Annotated in this window: 13 protein-coding genes; 6 read left to right on the forward strand and 7 right to left on the reverse strand. The window is 39.1% G+C overall.

What is annotated here, in order from left to right; translation table 11 throughout:
• Nucleotides 1–18: 18 nt before the first annotated feature.
• Together EJ994_RS03500 and EJ994_RS03505 are read right to left on the reverse strand one after the other, a co-directional pair.
• Nucleotides 19–582, reverse strand: coding sequence for a hypothetical protein (locus tag EJ994_RS03500; RefSeq protein ID WP_126591221.1), 564 nt, complete (start codon nucleotides 580–582; stop codon nucleotides 19–21).
• Nucleotides 582–1,268, reverse strand: a complete 687-nt coding sequence (locus EJ994_RS03505; RefSeq protein ID WP_126591222.1) for an SIR2 family NAD-dependent protein deacylase — start codon at nucleotides 1,266–1,268, stop codon at nucleotides 582–584. Before EJ994_RS03505 ends, EJ994_RS03500 begins: the two co-directional genes overlap by 1 nt.
• 45 nt (nucleotides 1,269–1,313) lie before the next feature.
• Between EJ994_RS03505 and EJ994_RS03510 the strand changes: the two genes are divergently transcribed.
• Nucleotides 1,314–1,970, forward strand: coding sequence for a TrmH family RNA methyltransferase (locus tag EJ994_RS03510; protein ID WP_126591223.1), 657 nt, complete (start codon nucleotides 1,314–1,316; stop codon nucleotides 1,968–1,970).
• 44 nt (nucleotides 1,971–2,014) lie between these two features.
• Entirely contained in the window at nucleotides 2,015–2,923 is a 909-nt protein-coding gene (locus EJ994_RS17745) for a VOC family protein (protein ID WP_317128095.1), read from the forward strand.
• A 181-nt stretch (nucleotides 2,924–3,104) separates the two neighbouring features.
• Here the strand turns inward: EJ994_RS17745 and EJ994_RS03525 are convergent, their stop codons facing one another.
• The 5 genes from EJ994_RS03525 to EJ994_RS03545 form a co-directional block, all read right to left on the reverse strand.
• Nucleotides 3,105–4,799: an alpha-amylase family glycosyl hydrolase gene (locus EJ994_RS03525; RefSeq protein ID WP_126591224.1), complete on the reverse strand. Its 1,695-nt coding sequence runs from the start codon at nucleotides 4,797–4,799 to the stop codon at nucleotides 3,105–3,107.
• 51 nt (nucleotides 4,800–4,850) lie between these two features.
• Complete coding sequence (locus tag EJ994_RS03530; protein ID WP_126591225.1) at nucleotides 4,851–5,621, reverse strand: carboxypeptidase-like regulatory domain-containing protein; 771 nt, start codon at nucleotides 5,619–5,621, stop codon at nucleotides 4,851–4,853.
• A gap of 77 nt (nucleotides 5,622–5,698) precedes the next feature.
• A complete protein-coding gene (locus EJ994_RS03535; protein ID WP_126591226.1) occupies nucleotides 5,699–7,498 on the reverse strand; it encodes a DEAD/DEAH box helicase in 1,800 nt (599 codons plus the stop codon).
• 160 nt (nucleotides 7,499–7,658) lie between these two features.
• A complete protein-coding gene (locus tag EJ994_RS03540; RefSeq protein WP_126591227.1) occupies nucleotides 7,659–8,303 on the reverse strand; it encodes a DUF4337 domain-containing protein in 645 nt (214 codons plus the stop codon).
• Nucleotides 8,290–8,877, reverse strand: a complete 588-nt coding sequence (locus tag EJ994_RS03545; protein WP_126591228.1) for a non-canonical purine NTP diphosphatase — start codon at nucleotides 8,875–8,877, stop codon at nucleotides 8,290–8,292. Before EJ994_RS03545 ends, EJ994_RS03540 begins: the two co-directional genes overlap by 14 nt.
• Before the next feature lie 61 nt (nucleotides 8,878–8,938).
• On the opposite strand from EJ994_RS03545, the gene EJ994_RS03550 reads away from it, so the two are divergent.
• The 4 genes from EJ994_RS03550 to EJ994_RS03565 all read left to right on the forward strand — a co-directional run bounded on the left by EJ994_RS03550 (nucleotide 8,939) and on the right by EJ994_RS03565 (nucleotide 11,580).
• On the forward strand, nucleotides 8,939–9,391 hold the full coding sequence (locus EJ994_RS03550; protein ID WP_126591229.1) for a methyltransferase family protein: 453 nt from the start codon (nucleotides 8,939–8,941) through the stop codon (nucleotides 9,389–9,391).
• Between the two features lie 88 nt (nucleotides 9,392–9,479).
• Nucleotides 9,480–10,085, forward strand: coding sequence for a SatD family protein (locus EJ994_RS03555; protein WP_126591230.1), 606 nt, complete (start codon nucleotides 9,480–9,482; stop codon nucleotides 10,083–10,085).
• Nucleotides 10,086–10,087: 2 nt separating this feature from the next.
• A complete protein-coding gene (locus EJ994_RS03560; RefSeq protein ID WP_126591231.1) occupies nucleotides 10,088–10,789 on the forward strand; it encodes a DUF3307 domain-containing protein in 702 nt (233 codons plus the stop codon).
• A complete protein-coding gene (locus EJ994_RS03565; RefSeq protein WP_241240844.1) occupies nucleotides 10,786–11,580 on the forward strand; it encodes an alpha/beta fold hydrolase in 795 nt (264 codons plus the stop codon). Before EJ994_RS03560 ends, EJ994_RS03565 begins: the two co-directional genes overlap by 4 nt.
• Nucleotides 11,581–11,749 lie beyond the last annotated feature (169 nt).

The raw sequence follows: 11,749 nt of genomic DNA on the forward strand, positions 1-11,749 counted from the left end.
ATACTTCAGCACATTTAATTACTTTATTCTGTTGAGAATCATCCATGCGCGTGTCCTGTAGCCAGCGCTACCTGAGGCATAACTTTGTTCTAAAACCTTTTTTAGTTCAGGTCGTATCCAGTCAAATCGTTCACCTAAATAAAATAGATTGGTCATGGCAAAAACCTTAGTAGCTACTTTATGTTGGCCAATAAGCCAATCAAAACAGACTTCGGCCATAATTTCTTGTTGTTTAAAAGTAATGGCTTTTATGTAGGCAGCATCTTTTTTTACAAAGTATCGTTCATTGACCATTTCTAGAACATGGCTCATAGGACGAAGGGTCGATTCCCAATTAATAACGGTTAAACCTTCAATGAATATATTTATATTGGGCAATATGTAATCTAGTTTTTTGCGCATTAAATGGTCAAAGACCCAGCACGCGTTGAAGTTTTTTCTGAGTTTATCCTGTTCATAAATGACCTTTAACACAACCGCTGTAAGTTCAGGTCTCGTTTTTAATTCATCGACCAATTGCATAATTTGATTCTTGTTCAATCTAGAACCATTCAATTTTTCAGTAAGTGTATCGGCCGTCATTAATGGTCTATTAATTGCATCACCAGGCTAGGTACACCAATGGTAGCAGTTTTGGCTATGATGGTCAAACTTTCAAAATCATTTTCGTTTACATTGGGTTTGGGATCTATAAGATAAATAGGCGTTCCTAATTTTGCATAGTTAACTAAACTTGCTGCGGGATACACCTGCATAGAAGTGCCGATAATAATAACAATGTCCGCTTGTGCTACAATTTCTATGGCAGGTTCCAGCATAGGCACCATTTCACCGAACCAAACGATATGAGGGCGTAATTGATGGCCGTTTTCGTCAAAATCACCAAGTACAAGGTCTTTTTTCCAGGTGAGCACATGATTTTCATCGGCCGTACTGCGAACTTTAAAAAGCTCGCCGTGTAGGTGCAGCACGTTACCGCTGCCCGCCTGTTCATGAAGGTTATCTACGTTTTGGGTAATGATGTCTACTTTAAATTTTTCTTCAAGCTGTACCAAAGCTTTGTGTCCTGCATTGGGAGTAACCTTCAACAATTGCCTTCGGCGTTGATTGTAGAATTCTAATACCAGTTCAGGATTTCTGGCAAATCCTTGTGGTGAGGCAACTTCCATGACATCATGTCCTTCCCAAAGTCCATCGGCATCCCTAAAGGTTTTTAATCCGCTTTCGGCGCTAATTCCTGCCCCTGTTAGAACTACAATTTGCTTCACATTTCTATTTTATGTTAAAAATATACTTTTTATTATCTTGGTTTTATGATAGATGAAAATCTTTTGTCGTATTTAGAAAATTTTCTTTCAGAAGAAAGACGAGAGCGTTTTATTTCTGTACTAGAACAGCGCACCAAGCAAATCACTGTGGTAATAGAAGATGTATTTCAACTTCATAATACCAGTGCGGTTATTAGAAGTTGTGAGGTTTTTGGAATACAAGATGCCCATGTGATAGAGCATAAGTTCGGAAAACGGCTGGATAAAAATATAGCTATGGGAGCCCAACAATGGGTAGATGTTTATCGCTATACGAATACGGCAGACTGTATTGGAAAGTTAAAATCTAACGGATATAAAATTGTTGCCACGACACCACATCATAATGCTGTTCTTTTGGATGATTTTAAGATGGAAGGTAAAGTAGCCCTTTTTTTTGGTACCGAAAGAGATGGCCTTAGCGAAGAGGTCATGGAAAGTGCCGATGAATTTTTAAAAATACCGATGTTGGGATTTACGGAAAGTCTTAATATTTCTGTTGCCGCTGCCATCATACTTCAAAATTTAGGAGATAAGCTTAGAAAAACGAATCTTCCTTGGGGCCTTACGGATGATGAAAAAAACGAAAAACGATTAGATTGGACCAAGAAATCCATTAAGAGTATTTCGGAAATTCTTATAAGGTATTACGCAACGAAATAGAAAATTCACTATCTTACCCCAACCACTAACTAATTGATAAACAAATGACTACAGTAATTTATATTTTATTGGGCATCGTTGTGCTTATTATTTTTTTAGCGCTGATAGCCCCGAAGACCTACAATGTTTCTAGAACAATTGAAATAGATAGCCCTAAAGCTAATGTCTTTCCGTATTTGAAGTTTCTTAATAAACAAAGCGAATGGTCTCCATGGGCCAAAAAAGACCCGGATATGGAACGAAAATTAACTGGAACAGATGGTGAAGTAGGTGCAATAAGTTATTGGAACGGAAATAAAGAAGTAGGTGAGGGCGAACAAGAGATTACCAAGATTGTGGAAGGCGAACGCGTTGAAGGTAGACTACGTTTTTTTAAACCATGGAAGTCAGAATCTGATTGTTACATGGATTTAGAGGAAACTGCTTCAGGAAAGAGTAAGGTAACTTGGGGTTTTTCGGGGAAAAATAAGTTTCCGTTTAGTATTATGATGCTTTTCATGAGCATGGATAAAATGGTAGGTAAAGATTTTGAAGAAGGTCTAGAGAGCCTAAAAACCCAACTGGAAAATCAGCCTATGCAAACAAATATGGTAGGATGGTTTGAAATTCCGGTGAGGGATATGGACCGTGCAAAGAAATTTTACGAAACGGTATTCGATATTGCTATTGCCGTTCATGAGCTGGGCGGCTTTATCATGGGTTGGTTTCCTATGTCTCCAGAAAAAACGGGTGCTTCTGGTTCGTTGGTGCAGCACGATATGTATTCTCCCAGTGAAACTCATGGTCCATTGATTTATTTTACCTGTTTAGATGTGTCCCAAGAACTTGGTAGGGTGGTTGAAGCTGGTGGTACGGTCTTAAAGCAAAAAACGGAAATCGGAGACGGACATGGTTTTATGGGCTTATTTAAAGATTCTGAAGGGAATAGGATTGCATTACATTCTAACAAATAAGGCACTTAAGTAAGCGCTACTTTGATATAGTTCTACTGAAAGTCATTCTTCATCTTTAAGTGATAATCGAGATTAAAAATGCTCCGACACTTAGGTTGAAATATCTGTTGGCTTTTCTTCTAATCCCTGGTGGTTTCGTTCAGAAGTCGTTTATTAGGCAAATTATTAGTTTCTTGGTGTTTTAGGGTTGTAACAGTTCCAAAAGTGCAATATCGTTATCATTTTCTAACAATACCTTGCCATTTTTGACCATAACCTCCGTTTCGGAATAGGTATCGTAAAGTTTAGTACCATCCCCAAAAAAGCCTTTAACCCAAAGTGATTTTTTCCCTTTAGGCAAGTCCAGACCTACAACTACCTTATCCTTAAAATCTCCGTTGGTATACGTTCTACTAAAGACATAGGGTTTTTTACCCAATCTTTTATGTTTTCCTGCGCCCACGGCCGGATGCGCATTTCTAAACTGTCCTAATTTTCTCCAATGGGCAAGAGTGTGCTGTATTTTGGGAATGCTATCCAGTTCGTCCCAATTCATAAAAGAACGTAAGGTGGCATCTCCTTGGGTACTATCGATGACTAAATTTCTAGCCGTCTCGTCACCATAATACACTTGTGACGCCCCTGGTGTTAACAGTAAAACGTTTGCTGCCCGTACGGCTTCTTTCCGTTCTTGGTCAAAAGGTTGTCCGTCGTCATGTGATGCCAAGTAATTGACGACACTTTTGTTTTTTAGTTTTGTATGTAAAAGTTTGCTGTATTTAGCGAAAATGGTTTCATAATCTTTTGCAGCATCATATTTAAGCTCAAAGTTGATGAGGCTATGGAATCCGTTACTAAAAAAATCTACTTTTTTATCACCAAAATCAAAGGCTCTTCCTCCGGATATTCCATAATTGTATACCTCGCCGACCATGTAGAAAGGATTATCGTCCAAAACAGCGTTCGGATGTTTTCGTTTCCACGTATCAAAGGCATAGGAAGCTTCTTTATAAAGTTCTCCCCATACATTTTCGTTGACGTGTTTAACCGTATCTACCCTAAAACCGTCTATACCATATTCATGTACGTAATCCGTAAGCCATTTCATAATATAAAACCTTGGCGCTCTCGGATAGCCCGTACGGTCAAAAAATAACTGTAGCTCATCTAACTCGGCACTTAAGCGACCTTCATTTTTCCATTTTGCTAAGAGCGCATCCGGAAGTTCAACGGCTTCATCCGATAAGGTATTCACATCCGGTAGATTATCTACCAGAGTACAATTGGTAGTGTTCTCATAGGTGGTAAATTCACAAGTGGGGTCCGTAATAACCCATTCTTCGGGCCAAACGGGGTCCTTATCGGTAACAGGTCCGGTATGGTTAAGAACCACATCCATTAGTACACGGATACCTTTCTTGTGTGCGGTTTTTACAAGCATACCCAAATCTTCTTTCGTGCCAAAATTAGGGTCTAAGGCTGTCCAGTCTTTTGCCCAGTATCCGTGGTAACCATAGGTATTTCCAGTGCCTTCATCCGTATCCCCATGAATTTGTTCTATTACCGGGGTAAACCAAATGGCGTTGATGCCTAGCTTTGTAAAATAGCCTTCATTTATTTTTTGCGTGATTCCTTGAATATCGCCACCCATAAACCCGCGTAGTTTTCCGCTAGGATTGATTCTGTCAAAATTGATGTCGTTTTCCGGGTTTCCATTATAAAACCTATCGGTGAGAAGAAAGTAAATATTAGCGCCGTCCCAGACAAAAGGAATCGTTGGTTCTGTTATGGCCACGGTATCCGCCTTGATAGACGTTTTATTGACAACTTCTTTTTTCTCTGTTTTGCATGAGGAAAGCATCGCGAGAAGCGTCGCAACGATAAGTAGGTATTTCATGTGCATTCTATTTTGCTTAAAGCTATAAAATGCAGATGGAACAGAAAAATTTTATTTCTTTCGGTTTAGCACTTTGAACTCTTCATAACAGCTGCTAATAGCATCAAGAATCTGAAGGTCGTTGGCGGTTGTGATGAATGAATTGGAATAATTACAGTTGTTCAAAATATCCTGGATGTCCATTTTATCCAGTTGCAGCAGTTCCATTAAGGTCTCCCGGTCAAATTTAGATGCCAACAAATCACGAATTCTGTCGTCTTCTTTGATTTGACGAAGTTTGCGCATTTGGTTAGGCTTTTTCCCGAAGAGGTTCCGTAATAAATCTGCAGGATTCAGAATTGCTCCTAGAACTTTGGTAACCGCGCTAGGATTCTTATTTCCGCCTTCATATCCCACGGAAAGTCCAGAAATGCTATATTGATAGGCGTTATTTACGGGTAAGTTCTTTACGTCTATTTCTAAGTATCCCGTAAGCTGGTATGGGCGCACAATGACCTCTTCCAAGGCGTAGGCAAGCTCTGTTAGGGCAATCTTGGTATCCTTGAACTTGAACATATCATTGGTTATCCTAATTTTTTGGGATTTATAGCCCAAGAAAGAAAAATATAGGGTGTCATTTACGGCTGCAGTAATTGAAAACTCACCTTTTTCGTTGGTAATGGTCCCTAAGACTTGGTTTAAGTTGACGACATGGACACTTTCCATAGGTTCGTCTGTCTGTGCATTTACGACAAGTGCGCTTATGATACTGCTTTCGGGCTCGTCTTGAGCGTAACCCAAGAAACCATACAAACAAAAGATAACCAGTACATATTTTACCATAAACGTATGCTGAGATAATTAAAGGTACAAACAAAACAAAAAAATACGCCGAAGCGTATTTTTTAATATAGAATTAACTAAAAGAAATCACCTTTTCTTTTGTTGCTTCTTCTTTTACCGGAGTTGGGACTAGAAGAATTTCTTCGTTCCCTTCCTTTACTTCGCGATCTATCGCCACTTCTGTTTCCGTCACGATTTCCTCTACTTTTGCCTTTATCCCTGAAGCCGCCGCCTCCGCTTCTGCGTCTTCCGCCACCGCCTCCGGGATTTTTGGAAACTTCTACGTTTACAAATCTGCCATCGACCTTAAATTCTGTAAAGGTGGATAGAATTCTATCGGTGACCTCTGCATCGGTGTTAAAGAAAGAAAAGCTGTCTTTTACATCGACTTTAAAAACATCTTCTCTTCCAAGATTTACGGTATCCTTGATGAAGTCCTTGAGCGACATCCAATCGTATCCGTCTTTTTCACCCACGTTTATGAAATAGCGCACCGAACCAGAAGTAGGCGCGTCACCTCTATTGCTTCTATCGCGACCCCTTTCTCCAGAATCTGAAGTATTCAGGTCTTTTGATTTGTTGTAATAGTTATAAAAACGTGTAAACTCGACCGACACGATTTTTTTGATGAGTTCTTCGCGGTCTACATCCTTTAAGACATCGTTAATCGCTGGTAGATAGCTTTCAACATCTTCGTTGATTTCGGTATCCTTTATTTTGTTGGCCAGATGATACAGTTGAATCTCACAAATCTCCATCCCTGTTGGAATCTTTTTAGAGATGAAATTCTGCTTTATCTTATTCTCGATAGCCTTAATCTTACGCATTTCACTACGCGTAACGATGACCATGGAAATACCGGATTTACCGGCCCTTCCCGTTCTACCACTACGGTGTGTGTAGGTTTCTATTTCATCTGGCAATTGGTAATTGATAACATGGGTAATGTCGTCCACATCTATACCTCTCGCGGCTACATCGGTAGCGACTAACATTTGTATTTGTTTTTTACGGAACGAGTTCATTACCAAATCGCGTTGGTTTTGGCTCAAATCACCATGCAGCGCCCCGGCATTATAACCGTCTTCAATAAGTTTTTCCGCTACTCTCTGTGTATCTCTTTTTGTTCTACAAAAAACAACCGAAAAAATATCGGGATTGGTATCCGCCAATCTTTTTAAAGCTGGGTATCTATCTCTACCACCAACAACATAATATTCATGCTGAACGGTTGAAGCCCCGGAGTTTTTGGCACCCACGGTAATTTCTTGTGGGGAATGCATAAACTTCTTGGCGATTATGGAAACCTCCTTGGGCATTGTAGCCGAAAACAACCAGGTAGATTTCTCATCTGGGGTGTTGGAAAGAATATCTTTGATATCTTCAAAAAAGCCCATGTTGAGCATTTCATCCGCCTCGTCCAAAATACAGTAGTCAATTTTAGAAATATCGACCAATTTACGATTGATCATGTCTTTCATACGTCCCGGAGTGGCCACCACTATTTGGGCACCTCTCTTAATCTGTCTTGCTTGTTCCGTAATACTGGCTCCGCCATAAATAGCGACTACATTTATATTTTTCTCGTATTTGGAGTATAATTTTAGCTCATTGGTAATCTGCAAACACAATTCCCTGGTAGGGGAGAGGATTAAACCCTGTGTAGTTCTGCTATCACGGTCTATCTTTTGGATGAGCGGAAAGCCAAAAGCAGCGGTTTTACCGGTTCCTGTTTGCGCAAGCGCAACCAAATCGGTCTCACTTTCCAATAAAATCGGGATTGCTTTTTCCTGTACTTCGGAAGGTTTTTCAAAACCCAAATCCGAGACAGCATCAATTAAGGACTTTTGCAGTCCTAGTGCTTCAAAATTTGTCATACTATTATGTTTCTTAATCGCAAATATGAATGTTGCATAGAGCGATTATCGAACATAACCTGTTGACTCCGAACAACACGTGCTATACCAGCGGCGTTTTATAAAGCGGCAAAGGTACTGCTAATTAATGAGATGATATAATTTGATGGTAATACAAAAATTAAGGCGCGATACTATAACCATAGACGGACATGATTATTCCGATTATGCCACAGACCACCATTAAGATAATAAACCCTTTCTGTAGTTTAGGATTATCATATATGATGATACAAACTGCGCCCAAAACAATACAGATTTGAAAGAAGAGCATACCGAGGTCAAATTTTTTGGTAGCCTCGTCATATTGCTCCGCCAGTTGTTCCCATTCCTTTACCCCTACAATAATACCCAGTTTACCATCTAGGTCTTGAATCCAGTCTTCTACAGGAATGTTAGAGGAGCCTATTAAAATTTCTTTCTTCTCGTTACCGTATTTGGTGATTTGATTTTTGACAACCTCTATTTTGCTGTTTACGGGGACTACCTTATCTTCAGGAATAATACCGCTGGTAACCAGTACGTTTAAATAATCTAGTTCACTTTCTTTAAGACTTTCTTTAATGCTTTTGGATTGGTACCAGCTAGAATAATTGACTACCTTATTATGGGCTATCATCATTTGTTCCTCCAGTTCTCCGTTGACCATCTGGGAAATCGCCATTAGAGCAGCAAAAAATGCAATAAGAACTCCACCAACGGCTTCGGCTCTTTCTGAAGCTACAGAAACCTCAACGGTATCCAAACTATTTTTAGATTGTAGCATAATGTGTATTTAAATAGTTAATGAGCTTTATGGTAGCTTTCCCGCGGTGACCTATTTTGTTCTTAATTTTTAACGGTAGTTCCGCAAAGGTCTTATCATAACCTTCGGGTTTAAATATAGGGTCGTAACCAAAACCATCTTGCCCTCTCTTTTGCGTTAGGATTTCTCCTGCTACGGTTCCGTCAAAAAAATAGGTCTTACCGGTTAAGTTCAATGCGATGACGGTTTTAAATCTGGCGGACCGGTCAGCTTTGTTCTTTAGATTATGAAGGAGTTTGTCCATATTGGCCTGAGCATTACTTTCTGGCCCTGCATACCGGGCAGAGAATACGCCCGGAGCATCGTTTAGGCTGGTTACCAGAAGGCCGGTATCGTCTGCAAAACAAGGTAAACCATAATTTTCAGTAACGTAATCTGCCTTTAATTTTGCATTACCTTCCAAAGTGTCCTTGGTCTCAGGGATAGGTTCATGGCAATGAATATCCGTTAGGGAAAGTATTTCTATATGTTTAGGAACCAAGGATTGAATTTCCTTTAGTTTGTTTTCATTATGAGTAGCAAAAACAAGTTGCATGTAAAATAATTAATTCTTTGATTTAAGATTTTGACAAATTCAAAAATACTAATTTTATAAAATGGAGTTAAAACTACCCCCTGTTATCGTATTTTTTGTTTTTGGACTGCTCATGTTCTTGTTGAACAAGTTTTTACCTTTTGGCTTTTTTGACTTCTTTGGACGCCTGGTCTTGGTCAAATTATTGGTAGGAATGGCAGTGGGTATATTAACGATATCCATTGTTCAATTCTTTAGAACAAAAACTACGGTTGATCCGGGCAAACCGTCAAAAACGACACAATTGGTTACTAATGGCCTCTATAAGTTCTCTAGAAACCCTATGTATTTGGGGATGTTGTTAATGCTTCTTGCTTGGGGTTTAAAGCTGGGCAATGCCTTTAACGTGCTGTTGGCCTCCGGGTTTGTGTTTTACATGAATCGGTTTCAAATTATTCCAGAAGAGAAAATTCTTGGGAATAAGTTCGGAAAGGAATATGCGCGGTACGTTACAAAGACCAGGAGATGGTTTTAGTGCAGTGATAATTATTTAAAAAAGTAATATTACTAAATATTAGCAAAAAAGCTTATTAATTTATATATTAGCCATTTAGTTAATACTTATGATCGCAATTATTACAGGAGATATTATCAATTCAGAGAATTATCCCTCTTCGGAATGGATTCCTATTTTAAAAGAATATTTTTCTCGTTTTGGCACCAGTCCAATGGTCTGGGAAATTTATCGTGGCGATGAATTTCAACTAAAGGTCAATCAAGAAAATGCTCTGTTCACGGCTATTCAGATCAAAGCGATTTTAAAATCCATAAAGGGTTTAGATGTCCGCATGGGTATAGGAATAGGCCTAGAAACGTTTACGGGTTCAGGTGTTAGTGAATCTAATGGACCGGCATATCAGCGTTCTGGTCGTAAATTTGACTCTCTTAAAGAGAGCAAGGTAAATCTAAGTATAGCTACGGGAGACGAAAGCCATGACAAGACCATAAACCTTATGCTAAAGCTTGCTTTGGATTTTATGGACAATTGGAGCGTGGTTTCCGCGGAAATAGTAACTATGATCTTGGATAATTTAGAGGCATCTCAGAAGGAGTTGGCCCTAAAACTAGGAATTAAGCAATCTGCGGTAAGTCAAAGACTCAAAAGAGCACGTATAGACCTGGTCTTAGAGTTGTTGGCCTACTATGAAAACCTATTTAAATTACCGTAATCATGATTTTATTCGCCAAGTTGCTTTTAGCACATCTGGTTGCGGACTTTATGCTGCAGCCCCTGAAATGGGTAATTCATAAAGAAGCCAATAAAGCAGGTTCTAAATACTTATATTTTCATATAATCATCCACTTGTTTTTATATATGCTTGTTCTCTGGGACCTTTCGCTTTGGTGGATAGCCCTGATTATCGCAGGTAGTCATCTTCTCATAGATATTTTTAAACTTTATATAAATCCTTTATTTAAGAATAAGAACATTCCCTTTTTCTTGGATCAGGCACTACATATTTTGGTTTTATACCTCTGTTGCTTCTATAGCGAATTGCCCGAACACGCCATAACACTGTTCCAAAGTTTAGACTGGCCATTGCTAGTAGCCATAGTATTCGTTACTTCCCCGTCAGCGATTATCATGGGACAACTATTGGAGTGGATGTCCAATCAAATAGAGACGAACCATAAGTCATTACCCAACGCGGGAAAATATATAGGAATCATAGAGCGACTATTTGTGCTTATTTTTATAATTATAGGCAGGTGGGAAGCTATAGGTTTGCTGATTACGGCCAAATCGGTCTTTCGCTTTAACGATTTAAAGGAGACCAATAACAGAAAGCTTACCGAGTATATTCTGATCGGTACTTTAGTAAGTTTTGGTTTAGCCATAGTAACCGGCTTAATTTATACCATGCAAGTATGAAAAGGTATCATAGCTATTTGTTTTCCTCAATTTGCATCTTTCTCCTGATGTTCTCAAATGCTAGGGCACAAACCAATTATTTCACTTCATTTGATGGCGTAGAGATTACCTATTCCGATGAAGGGTTTGGTAAGCCCGTATTACTTCTTCATGGATTTATTAATTCTAGAACATCTTGGGATAAGACACCATTAAAAAGCCAGCTTCTAAAAAAAGGCTATCGTGTTATCGTTCCGGATTTAAGGGGAAATGGTGATTCCGGTAAACCTCAAACGGAAGAATCGTACGCTAATGATGCGGAAGTAAATGATATAAAACTACTGATGAGCCACCTTAATTCAAAAGAATTTTATGCCATTGGCTATTCTAGAGGAAGTATTGTACTGGCAAAATTAATGACCAAAGAGCCACGTATTAAGAAAGCTGTTTTAGGGGGTATGGGTATAGATTTTACAGACCCGAACTGGGATAGGAGAATCATGTTTATGAAGGCTTTTGACGGAGAAGTCACAGAAGAAACCAAAGGAGCTGTTGCCTATGCCAAATCCGTAGGGGCAGATTTACGCTCCTTGCATTTGCAACAAAAGTACCAACCTGTCACTTCCATTGAAGAGCTGGGGGCTATAAAGGCTAAAATTTTGGTTATCGCGGGAGATAAGGATTTGGAGAACGGCAATCCAGAATTACTTCATAAGGCTTTTGGCAAGAGTAAATTGATCATTGTACTTGGCGACCATAACCGAACCTATAAAACGGAGGCATTTTCAAAGGCAATTCTAAACTTTCTGTAGTACGGATCTAAAATAGGTGGGCGTTATGTCCATAACACTTCAAAAACACTAAGCTGTGACGAAATTCCTATCAAAATCGTAGGTTTTGGTTATAGGGATAACTTTTGATAACATTACTGTACTTCGGGTCGAATAAATTTTTATTTTTACCGCTTGTTTTTATTTGAAT

This window comes from Maribacter sp. MJ134 (genome assembly GCF_003970695.1).
Classification (GTDB): domain Bacteria; phylum Bacteroidota; class Bacteroidia; order Flavobacteriales; family Flavobacteriaceae; genus Maribacter.